This window comes from Mycolicibacterium palauense, from assembly GCF_002592005.1.
Lineage (GTDB): Bacteria > Actinomycetota > Actinomycetes > Mycobacteriales > Mycobacteriaceae > Mycobacterium > Mycobacterium palauense.
Map to the genome: position 1 here is coordinate 1 of NZ_NVQF01000009.1, position 26,058 is coordinate 26,058.

27 protein-coding genes are annotated in these 26,058 nt (G+C 70.8%); 21 read left to right on the plus strand and 6 right to left on the minus strand.

Annotated elements, in window-relative coordinates; all coding sequences use genetic code 11:
- Nucleotides 1-228: 228 nt before the first annotated feature.
- The 7 genes from CSR00_RS05600 to CSR00_RS05630 all read left to right on the plus strand — a co-directional run bounded on the left by CSR00_RS05600 (nt 229) and on the right by CSR00_RS05630 (nt 6,961).
- Complete coding sequence (locus CSR00_RS05600; protein ID WP_099021409.1) at nt 229-1,383, plus strand: virulence factor Mce family protein; 1,155 nt, start codon at nt 229-231, stop codon at nt 1,381-1,383.
- Nucleotides 1,384-1,385: 2 nt separating this feature from the next.
- Nucleotides 1,386-2,942 carry an MlaD family protein gene (locus CSR00_RS05605; RefSeq protein WP_099021410.1) on the plus strand — a complete coding sequence of 519 codons (1,557 nt, stop codon included), beginning with the start codon at nt 1,386-1,388 and terminating at the stop codon, nt 2,940-2,942.
- Complete coding sequence (locus CSR00_RS05610) at nt 2,912-3,634, plus strand: hypothetical protein (protein WP_099021411.1); 723 nt, start codon at nt 2,912-2,914, stop codon at nt 3,632-3,634. The genes CSR00_RS05605 and CSR00_RS05610 overlap by 31 nt, the downstream gene beginning before the upstream one ends.
- Nucleotides 3,631-4,605 (plus strand): RDD family protein, encoded by a 975-nt coding sequence (locus CSR00_RS05615; protein WP_099021412.1) that lies wholly within the window; start codon nt 3,631-3,633, stop codon nt 4,603-4,605. Before CSR00_RS05610 ends, CSR00_RS05615 begins: the two co-directional genes overlap by 4 nt.
- Nucleotides 4,602-5,147 carry an Rv1363c family protein gene (locus CSR00_RS05620; protein ID WP_099021486.1) on the plus strand — a complete coding sequence of 182 codons (546 nt, stop codon included), beginning with the start codon at nt 4,602-4,604 and terminating at the stop codon, nt 5,145-5,147. Before CSR00_RS05615 ends, CSR00_RS05620 begins: the two co-directional genes overlap by 4 nt.
- On the plus strand, nt 5,114-5,920 hold the full coding sequence (locus CSR00_RS05625; protein WP_099021413.1) for a mammalian cell entry protein: 807 nt from the start codon (nt 5,114-5,116) through the stop codon (nt 5,918-5,920). The genes CSR00_RS05620 and CSR00_RS05625 overlap by 34 nt, the downstream gene beginning before the upstream one ends.
- A 261-nt stretch (nt 5,921-6,181) precedes the next feature.
- Complete coding sequence (locus CSR00_RS05630) at nt 6,182-6,961, plus strand: fructosamine kinase family protein (RefSeq protein ID WP_099021414.1); 780 nt, start codon at nt 6,182-6,184, stop codon at nt 6,959-6,961.
- 3 nt (nt 6,962-6,964) lie between these two features.
- Here CSR00_RS05630 and CSR00_RS05635 read toward each other — a convergent pair whose 3' ends face one another.
- The 4 genes from CSR00_RS05635 to CSR00_RS05650 all read right to left on the minus strand — a co-directional run bounded on the left by CSR00_RS05635 (nt 6,965) and on the right by CSR00_RS05650 (nt 11,961).
- Nucleotides 6,965-8,083: a phosphodiester glycosidase family protein gene (locus CSR00_RS05635; RefSeq protein ID WP_099021415.1), complete on the minus strand. Its 1,119-nt coding sequence runs from the start codon at nt 8,081-8,083 to the stop codon at nt 6,965-6,967.
- Between the two features lie 129 nt (nt 8,084-8,212).
- On the minus strand, nt 8,213-9,556 hold the full coding sequence (locus CSR00_RS05640; protein ID WP_099021416.1) for a YhgE/Pip domain-containing protein: 1,344 nt from the start codon (nt 9,554-9,556) through the stop codon (nt 8,213-8,215).
- Between the two features lie 160 nt (nt 9,557-9,716).
- Nucleotides 9,717-11,015, minus strand: a complete 1,299-nt coding sequence (locus tag CSR00_RS05645) for a PQQ-dependent sugar dehydrogenase (protein WP_099021417.1) — start codon at nt 11,013-11,015, stop codon at nt 9,717-9,719.
- Between the two features lie 175 nt (nt 11,016-11,190).
- The gene (locus CSR00_RS05650; protein WP_245905847.1) at nt 11,191-11,961 is read right to left on the minus strand and encodes a pirin family protein; all 771 of its coding nucleotides are present in this window, start codon (nt 11,959-11,961) and stop codon (nt 11,191-11,193) included.
- A 69-nt stretch (nt 11,962-12,030) separates the two neighbouring features.
- Here CSR00_RS05650 and CSR00_RS05655 point away from each other — a divergent pair, with 69 nt between their 5' ends.
- The 4 genes from CSR00_RS05655 (at nt 12,031) to CSR00_RS05670 (ending at nt 15,386) form a co-directional block, all read left to right on the plus strand.
- The gene (locus CSR00_RS05655; protein ID WP_099021419.1) at nt 12,031-12,474 is read left to right on the plus strand and encodes a MarR family winged helix-turn-helix transcriptional regulator; all 444 of its coding nucleotides are present in this window, start codon (nt 12,031-12,033) and stop codon (nt 12,472-12,474) included.
- Nucleotides 12,475-12,520: 46 nt separating this feature from the next.
- The gene (locus CSR00_RS05660; protein WP_099021420.1) at nt 12,521-13,297 is read left to right on the plus strand and encodes an SDR family NAD(P)-dependent oxidoreductase; all 777 of its coding nucleotides are present in this window, start codon (nt 12,521-12,523) and stop codon (nt 13,295-13,297) included.
- 103 nt (nt 13,298-13,400) lie between these two features.
- Nucleotides 13,401-14,357 (plus strand): L-lactate dehydrogenase, encoded by a 957-nt coding sequence (locus CSR00_RS05665; protein ID WP_099021421.1) that lies wholly within the window; start codon nt 13,401-13,403, stop codon nt 14,355-14,357.
- A gap of 126 nt (nt 14,358-14,483) precedes the next feature.
- Nucleotides 14,484-15,386 carry a type IV toxin-antitoxin system AbiEi family antitoxin gene (locus CSR00_RS05670; protein ID WP_099021422.1) on the plus strand — a complete coding sequence of 301 codons (903 nt, stop codon included), beginning with the start codon at nt 14,484-14,486 and terminating at the stop codon, nt 15,384-15,386.
- Nucleotides 15,387-15,424: 38 nt separating this feature from the next.
- Here CSR00_RS05670 and CSR00_RS05675 read toward each other — a convergent pair whose 3' ends face one another.
- Nucleotides 15,425-16,414, minus strand: coding sequence for a sigma-70 family RNA polymerase sigma factor (locus tag CSR00_RS05675; RefSeq protein WP_099021423.1), 990 nt, complete (start codon nt 16,412-16,414; stop codon nt 15,425-15,427).
- A gap of 74 nt (nt 16,415-16,488) precedes the next feature.
- Between CSR00_RS05675 and CSR00_RS05680 the strand changes: the two genes are divergently transcribed.
- The 7 genes from CSR00_RS05680 (at nt 16,489) to CSR00_RS05710 (ending at nt 21,850) form a co-directional block, all read left to right on the plus strand.
- Nucleotides 16,489-17,370, plus strand: coding sequence for an alpha/beta hydrolase (locus CSR00_RS05680; RefSeq protein WP_099021424.1), 882 nt, complete (start codon nt 16,489-16,491; stop codon nt 17,368-17,370).
- A gap of 14 nt (nt 17,371-17,384) precedes the next feature.
- Nucleotides 17,385-18,413, plus strand: coding sequence for an alpha/beta hydrolase (locus tag CSR00_RS05685; protein WP_245905848.1), 1,029 nt, complete (start codon nt 17,385-17,387; stop codon nt 18,411-18,413).
- A gap of 14 nt (nt 18,414-18,427) precedes the next feature.
- A complete protein-coding gene (locus CSR00_RS05690; RefSeq protein WP_099021426.1) occupies nt 18,428-19,369 on the plus strand; it encodes an NADP-dependent oxidoreductase in 942 nt (313 codons plus the stop codon).
- Nucleotides 19,370-19,446: 77 nt separating this feature from the next.
- Nucleotides 19,447-20,196 (plus strand): DUF2786 domain-containing protein, encoded by a 750-nt coding sequence (locus tag CSR00_RS05695; protein WP_099021427.1) that lies wholly within the window; start codon nt 19,447-19,449, stop codon nt 20,194-20,196.
- A complete protein-coding gene (locus CSR00_RS05700) occupies nt 20,193-20,690 on the plus strand; it encodes a TIGR04338 family metallohydrolase (RefSeq protein ID WP_099021428.1) in 498 nt (165 codons plus the stop codon). Before CSR00_RS05695 ends, CSR00_RS05700 begins: the two co-directional genes overlap by 4 nt.
- A 5-nt stretch (nt 20,691-20,695) precedes the next feature.
- Nucleotides 20,696-21,349 carry an O-methyltransferase gene (locus CSR00_RS05705; protein WP_099021429.1) on the plus strand — a complete coding sequence of 218 codons (654 nt, stop codon included), beginning with the start codon at nt 20,696-20,698 and terminating at the stop codon, nt 21,347-21,349.
- 60 nt (nt 21,350-21,409) lie between these two features.
- Nucleotides 21,410-21,850, plus strand: coding sequence for a QcrA and Rieske domain-containing protein (locus CSR00_RS05710; protein WP_099021430.1), 441 nt, complete (start codon nt 21,410-21,412; stop codon nt 21,848-21,850).
- Between the two features lie 16 nt (nt 21,851-21,866).
- Here CSR00_RS05710 and ilvD read toward each other — a convergent pair whose 3' ends face one another.
- Nucleotides 21,867-23,600 carry a dihydroxy-acid dehydratase gene (gene ilvD, locus CSR00_RS05715; RefSeq protein WP_099021431.1) on the minus strand — a complete coding sequence of 578 codons (1,734 nt, stop codon included), beginning with the start codon at nt 23,598-23,600 and terminating at the stop codon, nt 21,867-21,869.
- A gap of 91 nt (nt 23,601-23,691) precedes the next feature.
- Between ilvD and CSR00_RS05720 the strand changes: the two genes are divergently transcribed.
- From CSR00_RS05720 to CSR00_RS05730, 3 genes are all read left to right on the plus strand, one after another.
- A complete protein-coding gene (locus tag CSR00_RS05720) occupies nt 23,692-24,345 on the plus strand; it encodes a DUF305 domain-containing protein (protein WP_099021432.1) in 654 nt (217 codons plus the stop codon).
- Nucleotides 24,342-24,674, plus strand: coding sequence for a copper-sensing transcriptional repressor RicR (gene ricR, locus CSR00_RS05725; protein ID WP_176561919.1), 333 nt, complete (start codon nt 24,342-24,344; stop codon nt 24,672-24,674). Before CSR00_RS05720 ends, ricR begins: the two co-directional genes overlap by 4 nt.
- A gap of 130 nt (nt 24,675-24,804) precedes the next feature.
- Complete coding sequence (locus CSR00_RS05730) at nt 24,805-26,040, plus strand: MFS transporter (RefSeq protein ID WP_099021433.1); 1,236 nt, start codon at nt 24,805-24,807, stop codon at nt 26,038-26,040.
- Nucleotides 26,041-26,058 lie beyond the last annotated feature (18 nt).

Below are 26,058 nucleotides of genomic sequence, written 5' to 3' on the forward strand. Positions count from 1 at the left end.
ACAGCCGCCGCCCCCGCCGCCGCCCGGGCCCAACGTGATCCCCGGCCCGCTGCCGGTGTCGCAGCAGACCCCGGGCAGCAACCCCGCACAGCAGGGGCCGGCCCCGGGACCCGCCCCGGCGCCCGCGGGCCCGCCGCTGCCGGCTGAGGTGGGTGGGCGGTGACTCCACAGATGACTCCACAGATGACTCCACGGATCAGTCCAGGGATGACTCGGCGGACGAGTTCGATGACGACCGGATTCCGGGCGACGCGACGAATTCTGGGCCGCGTGCTGGTTCTGCTGCTCGCGGCGACGGTGCTGGCCTCCTGCGGCTGGCGCGGTATCGCCAACGTCCCGGTGCCGGCCGGGGCGGTGTCGGGTGGCAAGAAGATGACGATCTATGTTCAGATGCCGGACACGTTGGCGCTCAACGTCAACAGCCGCGTGCGGGTGGCCGACGTCTTCGTCGGCACGGTGCGCGCCATCGAGCTGAAGAACTGGGTCGCGACCCTGACCCTGGACGTCGACTCCAACGTCGAGCTGCCGGAGAACGCCACGGCACGCATCGGCCAAACCAGCCTGCTGGGCAGCCAGCACGTGGAGCTGGCCGCGCCGCCGGACCCGTCGCCGCAGCGGCTGGGCAACGGTGACACCATCCCGCTGAAGAACTCCTCGGCGTATCCGACGACCGAGCGCACCCTGGCCAGCATCGCCACCGTGCTCAACGGGGGTGGGATCCCGAATCTCGAGGTGATCCAGACCGAGGTCTACAACATCCTCGACGGCAACGCCGGGCAGGTGCGGGCGTTCCTGGACAAGCTGGACACCTTCACCCGTGAACTCGACGACCAGCGTGCCGAGCTCACCCGCGCCATCGACTCCACCAACGAGTTGCTGACGATCGTCGCCGACCGCAACGACACGCTCGACCGGGTGCTGACCGAATTCCCGCCGTTGATCCAGCATTTCGCCGAGCAGCGGGAGTTGTTCGCCGACGCGGTGGCGGCGTTGGGCCGCTTCAGCAAGGTCACCGACGAGACGTTGTCGAGCGCCCGGGGCGACATCGAGCAGAACCTGCGCCTGCTGCAGCGTCCCCTGCGTGAGCTCGGCCGCGCCGCACCGTATCTGGTGGGCTCACTCAAGCTGCTGCTGACCGCACCGTTCAACATCGAGAACGTGCCGAAGGTGGTGCGCGGCGACTACATCAACACCTCGGCGACGTTCGACCTGACACTGTCGACCCTGGACAACGCCTTCCTGACCGGGACCGGCTTCTCCGGGGCGCTGCGGGCGCTGGAACAGTCGTGGGGGCGTGACCCCAACACCATGATTCCCGACATCCGGTTCACCCCGAACCCCAACTCGGTGCCGGGCGGGCCGCTGGTGGAGAGGGCGCCGTAGCCATGTTGACGAAATTCGTTCGCACACAGCTGGTGCTGTTCACGGTGTTGACGGTCGTCGCGCTGGTGGTGCTGGGCTGGTACTACCTACGGCTGCCCAGCGAGGCGGGCATCGGCCAGTACCAGCTCAAGGCCGACCTTCCGGCGTCCGGCGGCCTCTACCCGACCGCCAACGTCACCTACCGCGGCATCACCATCGGCAAGGTGACCGATGTGGAGCCCACCGAACGTGGTGCGCTGGCGATCATGCGGATCAACGACGACTACAGGATCCCGCGCGACGCGTCGGCCAACGTGCACTCGGTGTCGGCCATCGGCGAGCAGTACGTCGACCTGGTCTCCGAGGGGAACAGCACCGAGTACTTCTCACCCGGGGACACGATCACCAACAGCACGGTGCCCCGGGAGATCGGGCCCGCCCTCGACGCCGCCAACGCCGGCCTGGCGGTGCTGCCGAAGGACAAGATCAGCGGGCTGCTCGACGAAACGGCCATGGCCGTCGGCGGATTGGGCCCGGCACTGCAGCGCCTGGTCGACGGCACGCAGTCCGTCGTCGGCGACTTCAAGACCAACATCGGCGACATCAACGACATCGTCGACAACTCCGCGCCCATCATCGACAGCCAGGTCGACTCGGCCGACGCCATCCGGCGCTGGTCGGCGAACTTCAAGAGCCTGGCCGCGCAGGCCGCGCAGCAGGATCAGGCCGTGCGCAGTTCGTTGGACAAGGCCGCGCCGACGGCGGACGCGGTGACGGCGGTGTTCAGCGATGTCCGCGACGCGCTGCCGCAGACGCTGGCCAACCTCGAGATCGTGTTCGACATGCTCAAGCGCTACAACAAGGGTCTCGAACAGACACTGGTGATCCTGCCGCAGGGGGCGGCGGTGGCGCAGACGGTCGCCGCGCCGTTCAAGGACGCGGCGACGCTGAACTTCAGCCTGTCCATCAACCAGCCGCCGCCCTGCCTGACCGGCTTCCTGCCGGCCAGCGAGTGGCGTTCGCCGGCCGACACCAGCCCGCGCCCGCTGCCCAGCGGGACGTACTGCAAGATCCCCCAGGACACCCCGGCCAACGTGGTGCGGGGCGCGCGCAACTATCCGTGTGCCGACGTCCCGGGCAAGCGGGCGGCCACCCCCCGGGAGTGCCGCAGCGACAAGCCCTACGTGCCGCTGGGCACCAACCCCTGGTACGGCGACCCCGAGCAGATGCTCAACTGCCCGGCGCCCGGCGCACGCTGCGATCAGCCGGTCAACCCCGGGCAGGTGATCCCGGCGCCGTCGGTCAACAACGGGCTCAACCCGCTTCCCGCCGACGCCCTGCCGCCGGCCGCCTCGACGCCGGTGACCAGCGATCCGTTGAGTCCGCCGGGCTCGGGTACCGTACAGTGCAGTGGCCAGCAGCCCAATCCGTGTATCTACACTCCGGCGCAGGGCGCCTCGGCGATCTACAACCCGCAAAGCGGTGAAGTGGTCGGTCCCGATGGAGTCAAGTACTCGGTCAACAATTCGACGAGCACAGGAGACGAGGGATGGAAGGAGATGCTGGCGCCGGCCGGCTGACACCGACCCCCGCGACACCGGAGGCCGTGAATTCGGACACCGAGGATCCGGACACCGTGAGTTCGGACACCGTGGATCCGGACACCGTGGATCCGGACACCGTGGATCCGGACACCGTGAGTTCGGACACCGACGGTTCAGCGGCCGGGGATTCTGACACCCCGGCCGACGCCGCTGAACCCCGGTCCGGTTCGCGGTTGCGCAGCCGCGGCTGGCTGGTCGGGGTGAGCATGTCGCTGGTCCTGCTCAGCGCGGCGCTGATCGGCGGCGGGTATGCCCTGGTGCGGGCCAACCACGACAACCGGGCGCTGGTGCAGGCCGAGGCCGAGGCGGTGCGGGCCGCCAAGGACTGCGTGACCGCGACCCAGGCTCCGGACACCGCGGCGATGGCGGCCAGCCAGCAGAAGATCATCGACTGTGCCACCGGCGATTTCGAGGTGCAGGCGACGATCTACAGCGGTGTGCTGGTGGACGCCTACCAGGCGGCGAACGCGAAGGTGACGGTGTCGGACATGCGCGCGGCCGCCGAGCGTCACAATCCCGACGGTTCGATCGACGTCCTCGTCGCACTCCGGGTCACGACCTCGAACTCCGAGCTGCAGGACCAGGAAACCGGCTACCGGTTGCGGGTGCGAATGGCTCCCGACGACGGCACCTACAAGATCGCCAGACTCGACCAGGTGACGAAGTGACGGTGGTTGCCGACGACACCGAGCGAAGCGGCACCCCCGGCCGGGAGGCTGGCGTCGAGGCGTCGGGTCCGCCGGCCTCGTGGCCGTCACGCGCCGCCGCCTTCGGAATCGACGTGCTCGTCGGGACGGGCGTGATCGCGGCTCAGCTGCTGGTGGCATGGTCGGCGGCGCCGCGCACGTGGCTGTGGTGGGTGTGCGTGGCCGGCGCCGGAATCGTGCTCCTCGCGATGGCGGTGAACCGCCTGCTGCTGCCGGCGCTGACGGGGTGGACCCTGGGCCGGGCGCTGCTGGGTATCCGGGTGCAACGGTCCGTCGGCCGGTCCGTCGGCCCGTGGCGGTTGCTGGGCCGCGACGCCACCCACCTGCTGGACACCGCTCCGGTCTTGCTGGGATGGCTGTGGCCGCTGTGGGATTCACGTCGGCGCACCTTCGCGGACATGCTGACGCGTACCGAGGTCGTCCGGGCGCAGTCACCCGAGCGCGCCCGGCGCCTCGTCGGCGTCGCGGTCACGCTGGCCGCGCTGGTGGCGGTCACGGCCGCCGCCCTGGGCTATGCCGTGGTGTACCACCACGAACTGGCCGTCGAGCGGTCGCGGGAACAGATCGCCGTCCAGGGCCCCAAGATCGTCGAAGACATGCTCAGCTACGACCCCGCGAGCCTGCAGCGGGACTTCGACCGGGCACGGTCGCTGGTCACCGATTCATACCGGGACCAACTGGTCACCCAGCAGGACGCGATCCGTGCGGGAGGCGACGTCGTGCCCAACGAGTACTGGGTGACCAACAGCGCGGTGCTGACCGCCGGCCCCCGCGACGCCACCATGCTGTTGCTGCTGCAGGGGCAGCGCGGTACTCCACCGAACCAGCGCGGGATCAGCGCCACGGTCCGGGTCGGCTTCACCGAGAGCGACGACGGCCGTTGGCAGGTGACCGATCTGTCCGTGCTGACCAAGCCGCGGGGTGGGCAGTGAGCCCGCTGCGCAGGACCGGTGACGCGGTCCCGTTCGCCCAGCGTCCGCCCCATCGGCCGCGCCGCCGGGGGCTGGCGGTCCTGCTCACCGCGGCGGTCCTGCTGATCGCCGCGGCCGTCGCCGTCAGCGCCGTGGTGCTGATCACCCATGAGCAGCGCCGCCACGCCGCGGTCCGGGACGTCGCGGCGATCAGCTACGTGCGTTCGTTCATGACGAGCTACACCACCCTGGATCCGTTCAACGCCAATGCGTACACGGACCGGGTGCTGGCGGAGATGACGGGCCGGCTCAGGGACGATTACCAGTCCCGGATCAACGAGATCGCCGTGCAGGTCGCGCGCGCGGAACCCACCACCGGCACGGTGCTCGACGCGGGGGTCGAGCGCTGGAACGACGACGGCAGTGCCAGCGTGGTGGTCGCCACCAAGATCGTCACGAAGATGCCCGACGGCACGCAGGTCGAGAGTGGCAATCGGTGGGTCGCCGACGCGATACAGAAAGGGGACCAGTGGAAGATCAGCAATCTGGTGCAGGTGATCTGACCGACTCGGACTCCCGGCCGGCCGGCGAGGACCCGGTGGCGGACCGGCGCCGACGCCACCGGACGCCGGTGGGCAAGGCGCGTCGGGGCGGACCGGCCGGCGACCACGATCCGGTGCCCGCAGAGCCAAGCGACACCGCCGCAGAGCCCGGCGACACCGCCCCGGACACCCCCGGCAGTCCCGAGGCCGGGCCGGCGTCCGGCGACCCGGGGACGACCGAATCCGGTTCCCGCTCCGTCGTGTTCGCCGAACGCAAGGCCCCCGGACGGCTGGCTCCGCTGGTGGTCGCGGTGGCGGCGGCGCTGTTCGTCGGGGCCGGGGCGTTCGGCGCGGCGGCCCTGCAGCCCTACCTCTCGCACCGGGCCGAGGTCCAGACCAAGACCGACATCGCACGCACGGCGGCGAGCGCGATCACCACACTGTGGACCTACACCCCCGACGACATGGACTCCCTCGGTGACCGCGCCCAACGTTATCTGGGCGGGGATTTCGCGGCGCAATACCGGAAGTACGTCGACGCGATCGCGCCGACGAACAAGCAGGCCCAGGTGACAAACAGCACCGAGGTGGTGGGTGCGGCGGTCGAATCGCTGAACGGTTCGGAGGCCACGGCGATCGTCTACACCAACTCCACGGCTACCAGTCCGCTCACCAAGAACATCCCCTCGCTGCGGTACCTGTCCTACCGGCTGACGATGCACCGCGAGGACGCGAAGTGGCTGGTCACGCGGATGTCGAACATCACGTCCCTGGACCTGACGCCGCAGATCTGAGCTGCCCCGGCGATGCGGCGGCAATTTACTCGGCTCGTCAATAAATCTGGTCACAGTCGTGTACATTCCTAGACGCGTGCTCATACGCCGGCCGGGCCGGCCGTGACGACTTGGACCCCCGGGTCCGCATAGTCGGGGGCGGACATCGGGCAGGCGACACTCGTCGCCTGCCCGGTGTCCGGGCACCGTTGGCCCCGGCGCCCCGCGGGAGCGCCGACTACTCTGGTGACCGACCACGACAACCCCGACTCGTGACGCGCCATGCGAACGTTCACCAAGACACTCGGTAGGGCCCAAGCCGCCGCCCCCGCGGGCTTCTTCGGCTGCGAGGCCGCCGGATTGGCGTGGCTGGCCGCCGCCGGCGGGGCGCGGTGTGTGCGCGTCCTCGACTGCACCGATGTCGCGCTGGAGCTCGAGTACCTCGACGCCGCGCGCCCGTCCGAGCGAGCGGGACGGGAACTGGGCCGCGCCCTGGCGCGCACCCACGATGCCGGCGCGGCGGGGTTCGGGAGCCCGCCCGAGGGCTGGGACGGCCCGGGCTTCTTCGGTCCGCTGGCCCAGCCGCTGCCGATGAGCTACGCCCGCGACGAGCACTGGGGCGCGTTCTACGCCGAGCACCGGTTGGCTCCCATGCTCGAGCGGGCGTCGGACCGGCTGGACACCGGCACTCGTCGCGCTGTGAGTCAGGTGATGGATCGTTGCGGTGCAGGCGATTTCGAAGACGAGGACCGTCCCGCCCGCATTCACGGGGATCTGTGGAGCGGCAACATCGTGTGGTCGGGGGCCGACGCGGTGCTGATCGATCCCGCCGCCCACGGCGGGCACCGCGAGACCGACCTGGCGATGCTGCACCTGTTCGGGTGTCCGTATCTGGAGGCGGTCCTCGACGGCTACCAGGGCGCGCATCCGCTGCGGGCGGGCTGGCGGCAGCGCATCCCGCTACACCAGCTCTATCCGCTGCTGGCCCACGTCGCGCTGTTCGGCGCCGGCTACGCGGGCCCGACCGCCAGGGCCGCCGCCGACGCCTTGAGGATCAGTTGAGAATCAGTTGAACGCAAGCCAACTGGGCAGCGCCCGTTCCCGGGCGTCGCACAGAACCTGCGTGGTGTCGCAGGACCCCCGCGGCACCCCGGCGCCGGCCCACATGCCGCCGGTGTCGCGGCGCAGCACGATCGCCGACGACCCGCCGCCGTCGAGCAGGATCGCGGTGTCGCTGCCGAGGCCACGGAACAGGTCCTGGATCTGGTCGGGGGTGTAGCTGCCGCCCTGGAAGACGTACATCTCGTCGTTGTTCTTGTTGTAGGCGATGGCGGTGCGCGCCGCGGAGGGGCCCGGATCGTTGAGCTGGCCGGTGTCGTCGGGAGCCAGCAGTCCCAGCCCGCTGACCGCGACGAAGCGGGTGCCGCGGTCGAGGAGACCCTGGATCACCGGTGTGGCGGCGTCGAAGTCGTCGCGTGACTTCGGCGGCACCACGAACGGTGCCCCGGCCACCGGCAGGATCATCGTGGTCAGCGCCGACCACGTCTCGTCACCGCCGGACAGTCCCTGCTTGCCGGCATAGGCCACCGTCCCGGTGACGGCGGTGTTGGCCCGGCCCTGGCCCCGGGTGTTGTCGACGTAGGCCCCCAGCGGTGAGCTGCATCCGGTGCTCTTCCAGGATCCGGCCTGCTGCCCGCGGACGTCGAAGAAGTTCGCGTTGATCGCGATGGTGGGCCGGCCCAGCGCCTGCCAGGCCGCGATGGGGGTGTAGATCTCCGAGGCCTGCCACAGCCCCTCGCGGGTGCGCGCGCCGGGTGTGCGCTCGCAGCGGGACTGATAACCCGAGTGGGAGTCCACCAGCAGCCGCGGGGTGAGCCGCTGCGAGGCGGCTTTGATGGTCATCAGGTGTCCGCCGTTGGACATCTCGTAGTAGTTGCCGTCGGCGTTGACCATCGGCGCGGGAAAGCCGTTGCCGAAGTTGTAGACCAGATAGGAACCGCGGGTGCCGGCGATGGCGTTTGCCAACAGCTCGCGCGCGTCGGCCCGGGCGACCGGTGCGCCGGCGGTGGCGCCCAGCGCCGCGCACAGCACCACCGCGGCACAGCAGACGCTGAGACGCCTGACGGCAGCGGCGAGGGACGTCACGATCTCCCTTTCGGCGAGACAGGCCGATACGACAAACAAAACAATAATCACAGCTGCCACACTGTCAACTTTGATAACAAGCCCGTATCGACCGGGATTCGGACGAATCACGCTCTGTCCGAGGGGGTTTGCCCGCCGGGGTCGGCGGTGGGTGGCCGCTGGCCGCCGCTACTCCGCCGCGGTGGGCGGCCCGGGCCGCGCCTCCGCCACGCCGGCGTCCTCCCGCCGCGCCTCCGCCACGCCCGGGAGGCGATGGAACCCCTTGCGGTCATACATCCAGGTGACGACCCCGCCGAGCAGGAGGCCGATGACCATTCCCGCACCCGTCATCGCGAGCGCGTGGGACAGACCGGCGTCCGCACGCCCGTCGAGGTAGAGCAGCGCGCGGGTGCCCAGGAACACCTGATGCATCGGTTCGAACCGCGCGAGCCAGCCGAAGAACGGCGGTGCGGCCTGCAGCGGCACGGTGGCGCCCGCGGAGGGAAGCCCGAGGATCACGAACACCAGCAGGTTCACCAGCAGCCCGAGGGAGCCCAGCACGGCGATCACCGAGGTGGCGGTGACGCCGACGGCCGTGATGGCGAAGACCCCGTAGGCCCACAGTTGCCAGCCCCGCTCCAGCGGCATACCGAGGGCCCGGCCGATTGCCAGGTAGATGCCGGAGGTGATGAGCCCGAGAACCAGCATCATCGCCCATTTCACCGCCAGCGTGCGGAACCGTGAGATGGCGGTCTGCTCGGCGAACCGGTAGACCGGTCCGAGTTCGGCGGGCACGTAGCCCAGCATCGAATCCACCAGCGTGCTGATCACCAGGCTCCCGGTGAACCCGGCCAGGAGCAGCAGCAGCGAGTAGTAGAACGCCGACAGCCCGTTGCCGGTGCCGTTCGGCAGCGGGTTGTGGGCGCCGGTCTGGACGTCCACGGGACTGGCCAGCGCCAGCGCGGCCGCCCCGGACACCGGAGTCCCGGGAGCCCGCGCGGCCAGGTCGTTCGTGAGGCGTTCCCCGATCGTGGTATTGACGGTGCTCATCGCCTGACCGAGCGTCTGGCCGGCGATGCTCGCGCCGAGGGTGCCCGCCCTGGGGTTGGTCGACACGGTGATGACGGGGCGCTGCGCCGGTCCGGGCCGTGTGCCGGCTTCGCCGAACCCCTGCAGCTTCGCCGAGAAGTCGGCCGGGATCACCACCTCGCCGAAGACCTCGGCGGTGTCGAGCTGCCGGGTGGCCTCGGCGGCCGGGAGCACCCGCAGGTCGAACTTGTCGCGGTCCAGGTTGGCGAGCAACCCGTCGACGATCTGCTGGCCGGTGGGGCCCTGGTCCTCGTTGACCACCGCGATCGGGAAGTGCCGGATGTTGCTGGCCGGGTTGAGGATGCCGCCCAGGTACAGCGCCGCCAGTGCCGACAACAGGGCGATGGTGATGGCCAGCGGCCCGACCCAGAACCGGATCGTGTGAGTGGCACGCGGGATGGACAGCTGGGCCGGTGCGGCGTGGCGCGGCTGCGGACGGGTCATGGTGGAGCTCCTGTTCAGACCCTCAAACGATAGTCCGGAATTTGCTGTGCTCGGCCTCACCGATGCTCCACCGTGGTGAGGCCGCGAGCTGGTCAGCGGGCATGATGACCCAGGCCACAACGTGGTTGTGGCTGCTGTGGTTGCTGATCAGGCCCTCCGCTCAGCTCCCCGGCGGGCTCAGGCGATACACGGCGTCGGCGTAGTCGTCGGTGATGTAGATCGCACCGTCGGGACCGGGCACCGCCGCCACCGGCCGCCCCCACCGGCTTCCGTCGGGATTCTGAAATCCGCCGACGAGGGTCTGCTGGTCGAGCAGCCCGCCGTCCCGCCAGGGGAAGAAGGCCACCTCCGGGGGCTGCGGCGGGGTGCGGTTCCAGGAACCGTGGACGCCGACCAGAGCGCCCTGCCCGAAGGGCTCGGGCAGCTCGGCGAAGGTCATGCCCAGCGGGGCCGAATGCGCCGGCAGGCTCTGCTCGATGGGTTCCAGCGCCGCACAGTCCATCGCGTCGCCGTCGGCATTGGTCTGCACGTCACGGATCAACGGCAGGTCTGCGGGGCCGCCGTCGGGATTGCAGTAGGGCCAACCCAATTCACGCCCCGTCGTGAGGCGGGCCACGGACTCCGGCGGGTGCTCGTTGACGTAGCCGGTGGTGACCCGGCCGGTCGCCGGGTCGGCGACGTTGTCGCGGTTGTTGACCGCCGTCCACACCGACCCGTCCGGCGCGAGCGCCAGACCGGTGCCGTTGCGCACGCCGGTCGCGAAGGCGGTGGGCTCGCCACCGCCCGGGGGGACCCGCATGATCGTGGCGCGCGGCGGGTCCGCCTCACGGTCGGCGGCCGAGATGTTGCCCGTGGAGCCGATGGAGAAGTACACGGCGCCGTCGGGCCCGATCGCCACACTCTTGAGGGCGTGGGCGTACGCGCCGCGCAGGTCGGGGCTCTTCGCGTCCGGCAGTCCGGTGGCCACCGGGGTTGGTGGAGACACCTGTCCCTCTTGGTTAGTGGAGTCGTAGGTGTAGGAGTCGACCCGGTTGCTCTGGGCGACGAAGAGCTCGCTACCGTCGAACGCCAGTCCGTGCGGCTCGCGCAGCCCGTCGAGCAGTTCGGTCACCGTGCCGTCGGGCAGCACCCGCAACACGCGGCCGGCCGAGGGCACCGAGATCAGCAGCGTGTCGTCGGGAGCCCATGTCGCCAGCCGCGGTTTCGGTGTCCGCGCCCACACCGACATCGTCCAGCCCTGCGGGATCTGCACCCGCCGGGGCCGATCGAACGGCGCGGCCGCCAGGCCGTCGGGCACCTCGACGGTGACCCACTCGGTGGGTGTCCCCGTCGGGGCGGCCGGCCCCCGCCCGGACGGTGCCGCCGGGCCCGGGATGGTGCCGGGGGACCGGCCGGGGTCCGGCGGCGGTTCGGATCCGCAGCCCGCCACGAGGAAGGCCGCCAGGGCGGCCACCACCATGCCCCGCCGGGTGGCTCGTGGCCGTGCCCCCGGTGACCTGGCCTGCATGACCATCCTCGTCTCCTCCTCGCGCCGCTACGCGCCTGGACCTGTCTCGCCGCTACGCGCCTGGACCTGTCTCGCCGCTACGCGCCTGGACCTGTCTCGCCGCTACGCGCCTGGACCTGTCTCGCCGCTACGCGGCGGTCAGCCCGGCGTGCATCTCCCAGACCAGAATCTCCGCCGGCTCGAGGGCGGTCACCCGCTGCCCGCCCGAGGCGGTGAAGCGGACCGCGTCGCCGGTATGCAGCCGGCCGGCGGCCTCGAGGCTCACCTCGCCCCGCGGCACGAACAGGTGCAGGTAGGGGGCCTCCGGCAGCTCGACGGCCTGCCCGGGCTGCAGGCGCGCGCCCTTGAGGGCGGCGTATCTGTTGCGGATGCCGATCGCGGCCTGGTCCTTGTGTTCGGGCATGCCGGAGGCGATCGTCACCAGCCCACCGGTGAGAAGTTCGTCGTCGATCTCCAGCTGCTGGTAGCCCGGCTCGATGCCGGACTCGTCGGGGACCACCCACATCTGCACGAAATGCACCGGATCGCTGTGGGTTCGGTCGCCGGTGAGGGTCCAGCTGTCGTTCTTCTCGGAGTGCAGGATTCCGCGCCCGGCGGACATCCGCTGCGCCAGTCCCGGGTAGATCACCCCGGAGTGCCCGGTGGAGTCCTGGTGGACCAGGGAACCGCGCAGGACCCAGGTCACGATCTCCATGTCGCGGTGCGGATGGGTGTCGAACCCGGTCGCCGGGGCCACGACGTCGTCGTTGTTGACCAGCAACAGGCCGTGGTGGGTGTTGGCCGGGTCGTAGTGCTGGCCGAAGGAGAACGAGTGTTTGGAGTCCAGCCAGGAGATTCTGGTCTTCAACCGGTCTTCGGCGCGTCGGACGTCGATCACGGGTGCGGACTTGGACGTCACAGGGATCACTCCTTGAGCTTGATGTTCCAGCGTAGCTGCTGTCCCCGGGCTCAACATGGATGACGTATCATGTATTCCGTGTGGCTGAGCGAACCCCAACAGCGGCTCTGGCGCGACTATCTCGAGGTCACCACGCGGTTGAACGCGGCGATGAACCGGCAACTGCAGCAGGCCTGTGGCCTGACCCTGCCCGACTACGACGTGCTGGTGGCGCTGTCCGAACACGGCCGGATGCGCGTCAAGGACCTCGGCGAGACGTTGGGCTGGGAACAGAGCCGCCTGTCGCACCAGCTGCGCAGGATGCGGGAGCGGGGGCTGGTGGCGCGCTTCGACAGCACCGCCGACGGGCGCGGTGCCGAGATCGCGGTCACCGGGGAGGGCCGGGCCCAGCTGCGCGCCGCGGCCCCGGGACATGCCGAACTCGTTCGCGCCACCGTCTTCGAGGGGATGAGCGACCCACAGGCCCGCGCGGTCGGCGCGTGGCTGAACCGCGTGCGCGCGCGGCTCGGCTGAGACGGCGCACCGCGGCGCGCCCAATCGCCCCCATTAGGCTTGCCGCGTGGATATCAACGGAGCTAGCGCAATCGTCACCGGTGGTGCGTCGGGTATCGGTGCCGCCTCGGCCCGCCGGCTGGCCGCCCAGGGTGCCAAGGTGGTGGTCGCCGATCTGCAGGCCGAGCGCGGCGAGGCCCTCGCCAAGGAGATCGACGGCGTCTTCGCCAGCGTCGACGTCACCGACACCGAACAGATCGAGGCGGCCGTCACCAGGGCCGAGGAGCTCGGCCCGCTGCGGGTGCTGGTGAATTCGGCCGGCGTCGGCTGGGCCCAGCGCACCATCGGCAAGGACGGCGAGTTCGCCTCGGCGCACAACCTCGACGCCTACAAGAAGGTGCTGGCGATCAACCTGATCGGCACCTTCGACTGCATCCGCCTGGCGGCCACGGCGATGAGCCGGCACGAGCCGACCGCGACCGGCGAACGGGGCGCGATCGTGTCGATGGCCAGCGTGGCGGCCTTCGACGGCCAGATCGGGCAGGCGGCGTACTCGTCGTCGAAGGGCGGTGTGGTGGGCATGACGCTGCCCGTCGCCCGGGACCTCGCGGCCGTGGGCATCCGGGTCAACACGGTGGCGCCGGGCCTGATCGACACCCCCATCTACGGCGAGGGGGAGTCGTCGGAGGCGTTCAAGGCCAAGCTGGGTGAATCGGTGCTCTTCCCGCGCCGGCTCGGAACTCCCGACGAGCTCGCCTCGATGGTGCTGGAGCTGGTGACCAACTCCTATATGAACGCCGAGGTGGTCCGGGTCGACGGCGGTATCAGGATGCCCCCGAAGTGACACCGGCGCCGCGCACGGGCGAGTCCCGTGCGCGGCACCCGTTCACCCGGGCGTCACCCGTCTTGCGGTTTCGCATCGGCGCGGGCTCGGGAATGATGGGCCGGTGCCCATCGAACGAAACGGCAAGGTGTCCATCGTCGGTGTCGGCAGCGTCGGCACCGCCATCGCGTACGCGTGCCTGATCCGTGGCTCGGCCGCGTCGCTGGCGCTCTACGACATCTTCGCCAAGAAGGTCCGGGCCGAAGTGCTCGACCTCAACCACGGCAGCCAGTTCGTCCCGCACTGTCGCGTCGAGGGCGGCGACGACCTGGCCGTCACGGCCGGCTCCCAGATCGTGGTGGTCACCGCGGGTGCCAAGCAGAAGCCCGGGCAGACCCGGCTGGAGCTGGCGGCCACCAATGTCGCGATGGCCCAGGACCTCACACCCAAACTGCTGGAGCTGTCCCCGGGGGCGATCATCGTGTTCGTCACCAACCCGGTCGACGTGGTCACCTATGCCGCGGCGAAATCGGTCGACCTGCCGCCGGGGCGCATCTTCGGATCCGGAACGGTGCTGGACTCGAGTCGGTTCCGCTACCTGATCGCCGAGCGCGCCGACCTGGCGGTGGCCAATGTGCACGGCTTCATCGTGGGCGAGCATGGGGATTCGGAGATTTCGCTGTGGTCCAGCGTGTCCATCGGCGGTGTGCCGGCCGACCACTTCCGACTCGACGGCGAGCCGGTGTTCGACGAAGCGACCCAGGCGCAGATCTCCCACGACGTGGTGCACGCGGCCTACGAGATCATCGAGGGCAAGGGTGCCACCAACCTGGCCATCGGGTTGTCCACGGCGCGCATCATCGAGGCCATCCGGGGGCACCAGCACCGGGTCCTGCCGGTGTCGACACTGCAGACCGGGACCTACGGCATCTCCGATGTCTGCCTGTCCCTGCCCACGGTCGTCGCCGCAGAGGGCGCGGGCCAGGTGCTGGAGATCCCGCTCTCCGATCGTGAGCGGCAGGGACTGCTGGACTCGGCCACCACGCTGCACCAGGCCTGGGCGTCGGTGACCGGCGGCTGACCCCGGGCCCCACCCACACCCTCTACCTCCGCCGAACGTCCACTTATTACACGCTTTTCGGGTCGATCCCGTGCCTTAAGTGGACGTTCGCGGCCGCTGTCGGTGTCGTGTGCCACCGTCGGAGCCGTGACCGGTCCCTTTCTCGGCAGTGAAGCCCTGGCTTCCGGAGATCTCAGCAGGCGCGGACTGCGCGCGTGCCGCGCCGTGTACCGCGACGTCTATCTCGCCGCGGGTGTGCCGCTGACCGCCCTGGACCGGGCGCGGGCCGCGTGGTTGTGGTCGCAGCGCCGCGCGGTCCTCGCCGGCCTCTCCGCCGCGGCGGTACACCGCACCCGCTGGATCGACGCCGAGGAACCCGCCGAGCTCAACCGGGCCAGCGGGAAGGGAGTGGCGGGCATCGTCGTGCACCGCGACACCCTTTGCGACGACGAGATCAGCACGGTCGGCGGCATGCGTGTCACGACGCCGTCGCGCACCGCCTTCGATCTGGGACGCCGCCGGGGTTTCGTCGACGCGGTCCTGCGGCTCGACGCGCTGTGCAACGCCACCGGGATCACCCCCGGCGACGTCGCGACACTGCTCGAACGGCATCGTGGTGCGCGCGGGATCGTGCAGCTGCGGCGGGTGCTCACGCTGGTCGACGGCGGAGCGGAATCGCCGCAGGAGAGCCGTACCCGCCTGGCGCTGATGGGCGGCGGACTACCGCGCCCGCGCACCCAGATCCCGGTCTACGACGAGGGGGGCTATCCCTTCGCCCGGCTCGACATGGGCTACCAGGACTGCAAGGTCGGAGTCGAATACGACGGTGCCCAGCACTGGACCGACCCGAAACGACGGGCCCACGATCTGCAACGCCAGGTGGAACTCGCTGACCACGGCTGGACGATCGTGCGGGTGGACGCCGCCATGCTGCGGGAGCGTCGCTGGCTGATCGTGCGCCGGACGGTGGAGGCCCTGCGGCGCGCCGGGTGCACCTGGCTGGACGAATGTCCACTTGATGCACCGATTCCGCTGCGACGCGTGTCCTAACCGGACGTTCGGCACCGGACGTTGGGTGAGATGCCGGACTAAAGCCGTTCGGGCAGACCGAATTCGGCGAACACCGAGGTGTCCAGGAAGGCCACCACGTGTGACACCCCGCCGGGGCGGGCGTCGAGCACGTGCAGCTGGAACGGCAGGTGATGCCCGGACTCGCGGTCGATCATGTACATCGCCGCGGCGGGCTGGCCGTTGGCCGTCAGCGGCAGCAACCGCATGTCCCCGGCGCGCTCGGCGGGACAGTTGTGGTGGATCAGCTCGCCGATCGCGCTGCCGCCCCGGTACCAGCCGGTGAACGGCGGCATCTCCCAGATGGCGTCCTCGGTGAACATCGTCACCAGCTCCCCGATGTCATAGGCCTCGAATGCCGCGATGTAGCGGCTCAACAGCCGCCGAGCCTCGGGGGTGTCGGGGGCCAGCAGCGCATCGTCGCGGCTGGGCCCGACGGCATCGAGTTGGGCGCGCGCCCGCTGCAGCAGGCTGTTGACCGCGGCGGTCGAGGTGCCGACGGCCTCGGCGACCTCGGCGGCCTTCCACTGCAGTACGTCGCGCAAGACCAGAACCGCGCGCTGTCGCGGCGAGAGGTGCTGCAGCGCAGCGATGAAGGCCAGCCGCACCGATTCGCGGGCCCCGACGATCACCGACGGGTCACCGGGATCCTCGCTGTCGGGCAGCGGCTCCAGCCACGGGACCTCGGCGCGTTCGACCAGTTCGTCGGTGGGTCCGGAACTGGGCGCGCCCAGGCCGGTGGGCAGCGGGCGGCGTTGCCGGCCCTCCAGCGCCGTCAGGCAGACGTTGGTCGCGATCCGGTGCAACCACGTGCGCACCGACGACTTGCCCTCGAAGCGGTCGTAGGCCTTCCAGGCGCGCAGGTAGGTCTCCTGGACCAGGTCCTCGGCGTCATGCAGCGACCCGGTCATGCGGTAGCAGTGCGCCAGCAGTTCCCGCCGGTAGCGCTGCGCACCGGCCAGGAAGTCGTCGGGTGACGCGCCGTCGAAGTCACGGGTGAGCACGGTCACCGCACCGAGCTTACGCAGGGGACCGACAGGAGAGGCCGGAGGAGATACCGGCGGCCGGCGGCTACGCTGCCCGGGTGAGCACAACCCGCACGGAACGGGCTTTCGACGGTGTCGGCGGCGTCCGCATCGTCTATGACACCTGGACTCCCGAGCCCGGCCCCGAGGGGTCCCCGCGGCTGCGGGGGGTGGTGATCCTGTCCCACGGCTTCGGCGAGCACGCTGGCCGCTACCACCACGTGGCGCGGCGGTTCGGCGAGGCCGGCCTGGTCACCTACGCCCTCGACCACCGCGGCCACGGCCGCTCCGCGGGCAAGCGGGTCTACCTCAAGGACATTACCGAGTACACCGGGGACTTCGCGACCCTGGTCGGCATCGCTGCGCGCGAGCACCCCGGGCTGCCGCGGATCGTGCTCGGTCACAGCATGGGCGGGGCCATCGTCTTCGCCTATGCGGCCGACCATGCGGCCGACCATGCCCCCGACCAGACAGCCGCCTACGATCTGACGGTGCTGTCGGGGCCCGCCATCGCCGCCCAGGACGACGTGAAACCGGCGCTGGCGGTGGCGGGCAAGGTGCTGGGCCGGCTGGCCCCCGGGGTCGGCGTCCAGCAACTCGACGCCAACGCCGTCTCCAGGGATCCCGCCGTCGTGGACGCCTACAACGCCGACCCCATGGTGTGGCACGGCAAGGTGCCCGCCGGGATCGCGCGGGCACTGCTGGAGGTGGGCGAGACGATGCCGCAGCGGGCACAGCGGCTGACCAAGCCGCTGTTGATCGTGCACGGCTCCGAGGACCGTCTCATCCCCGCCCGCGGCAGCCGGCGCCTGGCCGACTGTGTCGGGGGCGAGGAGGTGCACCTCAAGGTTTACCCCGGCCTCTACCACGAGGTGTTCAACGAACCCGAGAAGGACCTTGTGCTCGACGACGTCGTCTCCTGGATCGAGGCCAGAATTTGAGTATCCGTGGGCCGTTGACCGGCGTCCTGTCTGCGCTGCTGCTGGCGGTGCTGGTCGGCTGCTCCTCGTCGCCGCCGGACACCGGCGACAGCTGGACCGACGACGAGGTGACGTTCGAGGCGGACGGCCTGACGATCCACGGCACCTACCGGCACCCGGGTGACCGGAAGGTGCCGGCGGTGCTGCTGATCTCCGAGAGCGGGGCCACCGACCGCAACGGTGACAACACCGTGGCGGGACCGGTGGGCAACATGCGCCAGCTTGCCGAGTACCTGTCCGGCCACGACGTGGCCACGCTGCGCTACGACAAGGTCGGCACCGGTGCCACCGGGCTGGGCCGCTACGCGGAGGACCCGCGGCAGGTCGGCAGCGCGATCTACACCGAGGGCGCGAAGTCGGCGATCCAGTTCCTGGCCGACCAGCCCGGCACGGACCGGTCACGGATCTCGGTCTACGCCCTCGGCGAGGGAACCACCCACGCGATGGCGCTGGCCACCAACACCGTGCCCGAGGCGCCGGCGGTGCATTCGCTGGCCCTGCTGCAGCCGCTGCCCGGGCGCTACCTGGACCTGATCACCGAACGGGTGCGCCGCGACGCGGCCGCGGCGGTGCAGACCGGCGCCAAGACCCAGGAGCAGGCCGACGGTGTCATCGCGGCGTGGAACAAGGCCGTCGAGCAGGCCCGCCACGACGGCACGGTGGCACCCGGTCCGCTGCCCGACGGGCTGAGCGCCATCCTGAACCCGGGCAACGTCAAGGCCGTCGTCGAGGCCGACGCGATCGACCCCGAGGCGTTGGCGGCGACCATCCCCGACGGCACCCCGGTGTTGTTGACCTGTTCGGATTCCGACGGCCAGGCCGACTGCGCGGCCATGCAGCCGTTGGCGAAGGCGCTCGATCACACCCGGTTGACACTGGTGGAGCTCAAGGGCGTCAACCACGTGCTGCGCGACGACCCCACCGACAACGTCGCCAACTACGCCAAACGGGATCCACTCTCCCCGCAACTCACCGCCGCACTCGATAAGTTCGTCACCGAGTAACTAGGCTTGTCACCATGACGAGAGCCGTGGTCGCCACCGCCTACGGAGACCCCGGGGACCCGGGCATTCTGGCGATCCGCGAGTTCGAACTGCCCCCGCGTGGCCCGGGACAGGTGCTGGTCGAGGTGCGCGCCGCGGGGACCAATCCGATCGACTTCAAGCTCTACAGCGGCCTGATGGGAGACGACCCGGCCGCGCTGCCGATGCGGCTGGGCATGGAGGTCGCGGGGGTGGTGCTGGAGGCCACGGCCCGCGCCGAGGGCTACACCGGCCCGCTGAAACCCGGCGACGAGGTCATCGTCACCAACATCACCGGTGGATACGCCGAGAAGGTGATCGCCGACGCCGCCGAGGTGGACCACAAACCGGCCACCCTCACCTTCGAGGAGGCCGCCGGGTTGCTGCTGACCGCCGAGACCGCCTGGCACCTGTTGGCGCACACGCGGGTGGGCAGCGGGGACACCGTGTTGATCAACGGCGCCTCGGGCGGGGTCGGGTTGATGGCGGTGCAACTGGCCACGGCGCGCGGGGCCACGGTGATCGGCACGGCCAGCGCCCCCCGCCACGACCTGCTACGCCACTACGGGGCGGTGCCGGTCGAGTACGGGCCGGGGCTGGCCGACCGGGTCGCCGCGCTGGGCTCCGTCGATGCGGCCCTGGACCTGGTCGGCACCGACGAGGCCCTCGACACCTCGGTGGCGCTGGTACCCGACCGCGAACGCATCGCGACCATCGTCGGGTTCGCGCGCGCCCCCGAGCTCGGCATCGCGGCGCTCACCGGTGACGACGGCGGTCAGGCGATCCGCGACGCCGCACGCCCGGAGCTGATCAACCTCGCCGCGGCCGGGCAGCTGAAGGTGCGGGTGGACAAGACGTTCAAGCTCGCCGACGCCGCCGAGGCCCACCGCTACCTGAAGGCCGGTCACGCCCACGGAAAAGTCGTACTGGTCCCTTAGCCTGTGCCCATGACGGTTCGGCGGCGACGCGGGGCGGGCCCGCGCGGCGTGATCACACCAGCACTGAGGACGAGGCGATGAGTGACGACAAGTTGCTGACCCGCATCGCGGCGCTGCTGCGCCAGGCGGAGGGCACCGACAACCCCCACGAGGCCGAGGCCTTCATGGCCGCGGCCCAACGGCTGGCCACGGCCACCTCCATCGACCTGGCGGTGGCCCGCTCGCACGCCACCAAACGCGAAGCCGCGCAACGCCCGATGCAGCGCACCATCACCATCGGTGAGGCCGGCTCGAAGGGGCTGCGCACCTACGTACAGTTGTTCGCGCTGATCGCGGCGGCCAACGACGTCAAATGCGATGTCGCCTCGAACTCGGCCTACGTCTACGCCTACGGGTTCGGCGAGGACATCGACGCCACCCACGCGCTCTACGCCAGCCTGGTGGTGCAGATGGTCCGGGCCTGCGACTCCTATCTGGCCACCGGTGCGCACCGTCCCACCCCCACGATCACCGCCCGGTTGAATTTCCAGCTGGCCTTCGGGGCGCGGATCGGTCAACGGCTCAGCGAGGCCCGCGAGGAGGCGCGCCGGGAGGCCCGGCGCGACCGTGAGCGCGCTCCCGGGACGGCGATCGCCTTGCGCGACAAGGATATCGAATTGCACGACTTCTACCGCAGTGCCTCCCGGGCGCGCGGCACCTGGCGGGCGGCCCGCGCATCGGCGGGCTACTCCTCGGCGGCGCGGCGGGCCGGTGACCGCGCGGGTCGGCGCGCGCGGCTGGGGGAGTCCACCGAGCTGCCGGGGGCACGGACCCGGCTGGAGCGGTGAGCACCCGGGACACCCAGCGCGCCAAGGTGTACGCCGCCGAGCAGTTCGTCCGGACGCTGTTCGACCGGGCCGCCGAGCACGGCCAGCAGACGGTGGATTTCTTCGGGACGTCGCTGACGTTGCCGCCGGAGGCCCGGTTCGGGTCGGTCGAGGCCGTCCGCCGCTACGTCGACCGGGTCCTGGCCATGCCGGCGGTCCGGCACGGATGGGCCCCCGCGCCGCTGGCGGTCCGCCCCCGGCGCGGGGTGGCCGCCGCGCACTACGAAAACACCGGCAGCACAGCCGTTGTCGCCGTACCCGACGACACCAGCCGGTGGGCATTGCGGGAGCTTGTCGTGCTCCACGAGATCGCGCACCACCTCTCACCGGCACCGCCGGCGCACGGACCGGCGTTCGTCTGCACACACTGCGAGCTGGCCGAGGTCGTGATGGGTCCCGAGGTGGGCCATGTGCTGCGGGTCGTGTACGCCAAGGAGGGGGTGCGGCTACGGTAGGCGCTGTGAGCGAGCCCTCTGCGCAGTCCGTGGACCATCTGCTCGACGAGCTTCTGCTCGGCGAGGACCCGCCGCTGGCCGCCGCACTCGCCGACAGCGCCGCCGCGGGCCTGCCGCCGATCGAGGTGTCGCCTCAGGCCGCGCACCTCCTGGGGCTGTTGGTGCGCATCTCCGGCGCCCGGCGGGTGCTCGAGATCGGCACGCTGGGCGGCTACAGCACCATCTGCCTGGCCCGCGCGGTCGGGCCGGAGGGCAGCGTCGTGACGCTGGAGTCCGAGTCCGCCCACGCCGAGGTGGCCGCGGCCAACCTGGCCCGCGCCGGGGTGGCCGACCGGGTGGAGATCGTCGTCGGGCTGGCCCTGGACAGCCTGGCGCGCCTGAGCGGCGAGTTCGATCTCGTCTTCATCGACGCCGACAAGGAGAACAACTCCGAGTACGTGCGTTGGGCCGTGGAGCTGGGCCACCCGGGCACGGTGATCGTCGTCGACAATGTGGTGCGCGGTGGCCGGGTCCTCGATCCCGCACCCTCGGACGAGCAGGCCCGCGCGGTGCGCGACATGCTGGAGATGATGGGTCGGCACCCCCGGCTGGACACCGCGGCGATCCAGACGGTCGGCGCCAAGGGCTGGGACGGTCTCGCGGTGGCGCTGCTGGACTGAGGTCCCCATGACGGCGCCAACGGGGTGTTGCCCGGGGATCGGGTCTGTCAGGATCGGAAGATGAGCCGACCCCCAATTCCACCGGTCACCCGGCGTGGTGTCCTGCTCGGCGCCGGCGCGCTGGGAGCCGCCGGTGCCGCCGGCGCGTTCGTGTCCGCCTGCTCCGGTGCCGACACCGCAGACTCCGGCGGCGATACCTCGTCGGCTGCCGCGGCCCCCGTCGAGGTGAGCACCGCCGACGTTCCGGTGGGCGGCGGGGTGGTCCTGCGAGACGCCAAGGTGGTGGTGACCCAGCCGCAGCCGGGCCAGTATCACGGCTTCAGCGCGGTGTGCACCCATCGGGGCTGCCTGGTCGCCGACGTCGCCGACGGTCTGATCCACTGCCCGTGCCACGGCAGCGAGTTCAGCGACGTCGACGGCGCCGTCGAGCACGGACCGGCCACCGAGCCGCTCCCGGCCAGGACGGTCACGGTCAACGGCGCGACCCTGACGGTCGACTGACCCGGGTGCCGGCCGCTCAGGTGCAGACGGCGCCGACCGCCGCCGAGCCGACCAGCTTGGTGTACTTGGCCAGCACGCCGGAGTTGTAGCGCGGCGGCAACGGCTCGAAACCGACCTTGCGGGATTCGAATTCGTCCTTGTCGACCAGCACGTCGAGGGTGCCGTTGGCCACGTCGAGGCGAATGCGGTCACCGTCGCGCAGGAACGCGATCGGCCCGCCGTCGACCGCCTCGGGCGCGATGTGGCCCACGCACAGGCCGGTGGTGCCGCCGGAGAAGCGGCCGTCGGTCATCAGCAGAACGTCCTTGCCGAGGCCGGCGCCCTTGATCGCACCGGTGATGGCCAGCATCTCGCGCATGCCCGGGCCGCCCTTGGGGCCCTCGTAACGGATGACGACGACGTCACCGTGGGTGATGGTGCCGTCCTCCAGTGCGTCCAGGGCCGCGCGTTCCCGCTCGAAAACGCGCGCGGTGCCCTCGAACACGTCGGAGTCGAAGCCGGCCGACTTGACCACCGCGCCCTCCGGTGCCAGCGAGCCGTGCAGGATCGTGATGCCGCCCGTGGGGTGGATCGGGTTGCCCAGCGCGCGAAGCACTTTCCCGTCGGGATCGGGCGGTGCGATGTGGGCCAGGTTCTGCGCCATGGTCTCGCCGGTCACGGTCATGACGTCGCCGTGCATCAGGCCCGCGTCCAGCAGGGCCTTCATCACCACGGGAACCCCGCCGATGTGGTCGACGTCGAACATGACGTGCTGGCCGAACGGTTTGACGTCGGCCAGGTGCGGCACCTTGGCCCCGATCCGCGTGAAGTCGTCGAGGGACAGTTTCACGTTCGCCTCGTAGGCGATGGCCAGCAGGTGCAGCACGGCGTTGGTCGAACCGCCGAACGCCATCACCACCGCGATGGCGTTCTCGAACGCCTCCTTGACCAGGATGTCGCGGGCGGTGATGCCGCGGCGCAGCAGTTCGACGACGGCCATCCCGCTGCGGCGGGCGAACCCGTCGCGGCGACGGTCGGTGGCCGGGGGAGCGGCACTGCCCGGCAACGACATCCCCAGGGCCTCGGCCGCCGAGGCCATCGTGTTCGCGGTGTACATCCCGCCGCAGGCGCCCTCGCCGGGGCAGATGGCGCGCTCGATGGCGTCGACGTCCTCGCGGGGCATCAGCCCCCGCGCGCAGGCGCCGACGGCCTCGAACGCGTCGATGATCGTGACGTCCTTCTCACTGCCGTCGGAGAGCTTGGCCCGCCCCGGCAGGATCGATCCGGCATAGAGGAAGACGCTGGCCAGATCGAGACGGGCCGCGGCCATCAGCATGCCCGGCAGTGACTTGTCGCAACCGGCGAGCAGCACGGAGCCGTCCAGTCGCTCGGCCTGCATCACGGTCTCGACGCTGTCGGCGATCACCTCGCGCGAGACCAGCGAGAAGTGCATGCCCTCGTGGCCCATCGAGATCCCGTCGGACACCGAGATGGTGCCGAACTCCATCGGGTAGCCGCCGGCCTCGAACACGCCCTCCTTGACGGCCTTGGCCAACCGGTCCAGGGACAGGTTGCACGGCGTGATCTCGTTCCACGAGGAGGCCACACCGATCTGCGGCTTGGCGAAGTCGTCGTCGCCCATGCCCACCGCGCGCAGCATCCCGCGGGCCGCGGCCTTCTCCAGACCGTCGGTGACGTCGCGACTGCGCGGCTTGATGTCGGGCGTGCTGTCGGGAGCGGTTTTTGGGTCGGCACCGTGCGCGGAAGGCATGACCAGAAGTATGCCCCTCCGTGGTAGGGCGCCAAAATCCGTTTCGCCGCCGTTCCAATACCCTACTGGGGTACTCGGTACGCTGACCGCCATGAAGCGCTTCACAGCCCGCGCCGCCGCGGCCGGCGGAGTCGCCGGAGCATCGGTGGCCTCGGTCGCCCTGGCCGCCGCGGTGCTGCTGGCCGGCTGCTCGGGTGACGCCGGCGGCGACGAGCAGGCCGGGCGCACCGATCAGGACCTCACCGAGCAGACCCCGGTGATCACCGGTCAGCCGGCGTCGTTCAACGACGACGACATCGCCTTCGCCTCGCACATGGTCGCCCACCACCAGCAGGCCGTCGAATTGGCCGGGCTGGTGCCCGGGCGCAGCTCCGACGCCGAGGTGCTCGCCCTGGCCCGGCAGATCCAGGCCGAACAGCAGCCCGAGATCGACACGCTCAAAGCCCTGCTGGTGCAGTGGAACGACGGGTCGGGCGCGCAGTCGGCGCCCGGGGACCACGGCGGCACCGGCATGCCGGGGATGGCCGACGATGCCACGATGGCCAAGCTGGCGTCACTGTCGGGCACGCAGTTCGACGCGCTGTGGCTGCAGACGATGATCGATCACCACCGCGGCGCCGTCGACATGGCCGGCACCGAGATCGCCGACGGGGTGAACACCGACGCAAAGCGGTTGGCCCAGGGAATCGTCACCGCGCAGCAGGCCGAGATCGACCGGATGACCTCGATGCTGAGCGCCGGATGACCACACAGGAGGAACCCGTGAACCAGCCCCACGCCGAGCCGCAGGGCGATCGCGGCTATTCGCCCCACAAGGAGAACTACGCCAAACGGTTGCGCCGCATCGAGGGTCAGGTGCGTGGCATCGCCAAGATGATCGACGAGGACAAGTACTGCATCGACGTCCTGACCCAGATCAGCGCCGTCAACAGCGCGCTGCAGTCGGTGGCCCTGGGGCTGCTCGACGAACACCTGGCGCACTGCGTCAGCCACGCCGTCGCCGAAGGGGGCGAGGAGGCGGACAAGAAGCTCGCCGAGGCGTCGGCGGCCATCGCGCGCCTGGTCCGCTCCTGAGCGCTGCGGGGTTCCCTGCCGAGCGCTGACCGCGGGGCGTGCCCGGGCACCGGCGGGTGGTGCCGCGCGTGGTGACGCGGCCACGGCGTCGGCAACCGCTACCGTGAGCCTCGATACCGAGGAGCAACTCATGACTGCGCGGCCCCGGACAGTGCCCCTCCGCCCGTGGTCCCCCCGCGCCGCGGCCCAGCTCGGCGTGTTGTCGGCCGCCGCGTTCGTCTACGTCACCGCCGAATTGCTGCCCGTCGGAGCGCTGCCCGACATCGCCGCGGACCTGAACGTCAGCGAGGCCCTGGTCGGGACGCTGCTGGCCGGTTATGCGCTGGTCGCGGCAGCGATGACGGTTCCGCTGGTGCGGGCGACAGCGCACTGGTCGCGGCGCCGGACGCTGTTGGTGACGCTGGTCTGTCTGACCCTGTCACAGGTGGTCTGTGCGCTGGCGCCGGACTTCACCGTGCTGGCCGCGGGCCGGATGACCACGGCGCTGACCCACGGGCTGATGTGGTCGGTGCTGGCACCGATCGGGGTGCGGCTGGTTCCGGCCGGCTACGCGGGACGCGCCACCACCGCGGTCTATCTGGGCACCGGCCTGGCGCTGGTCGTCGGAAGCCCGCTGACCGCGGCGCTGAGTCAGCTCGCCGGATGGCGGTCGGCGACGGCGGTGATCGCGCTGGCGGCGGCCGCGGTGACCGCGGCGGCGCGCTGGATGCTGCCGGAACTGCCCGCCGTCTCCGCGGGTCCCGGGCGCCGGCGGCAGCGATACCGCCGCAGCCTGGTCCTGCTGTGCGGCCTGACGCTGTTGGGCGTGGCCGGCCATTTCATGTCCTACACCTTCATCGTGGTGCTGTTGCGCGACGTGGTGGGGATCGGTGGCGCCGGCGCGGCCTGGGTGCTGGCAGCTTACGGGGTCGCGGGGCTGGTGGCGATGACGCTGCTGGCCCGGCCGTTGGACCGCGCCCCGAAAGCCACCCTGACGAGTGCCCTGGTGGGTATGACGGCCGCGTTCGCGGTTCTGGCGGTGCTCGCCACCGGTGTCGCGTCGGCCGTGACGGTCCCGGCGGTGACGACCGTGGCCGGAGTGGCGGTCGTGGTGTTGTGGGGCGCACTGGCGACCGCCGTGCCGCCGATGCTGCAGACCTCGGCGATCCGCACCTCCCCGGAGGACCCCGACGGCGCCTCCGGCCTGTACGTCGCGGCCTTCCAGGTCGGGATCATGGCGGGTTCGCTGCTGGGCGGGCTGGTCTACGAGACCGCGGGAATCGCGGTGATGGTCGCCGGATCGGGGTTGCTGGTGGCCACGGCGCTGGCCGGTGTGGTGGCCAGTCGTGGGCTCTTCGGTGCCCCGCCGGAGCGCGGCTCGGCGTAACGAACGCCGTGGTGGCGG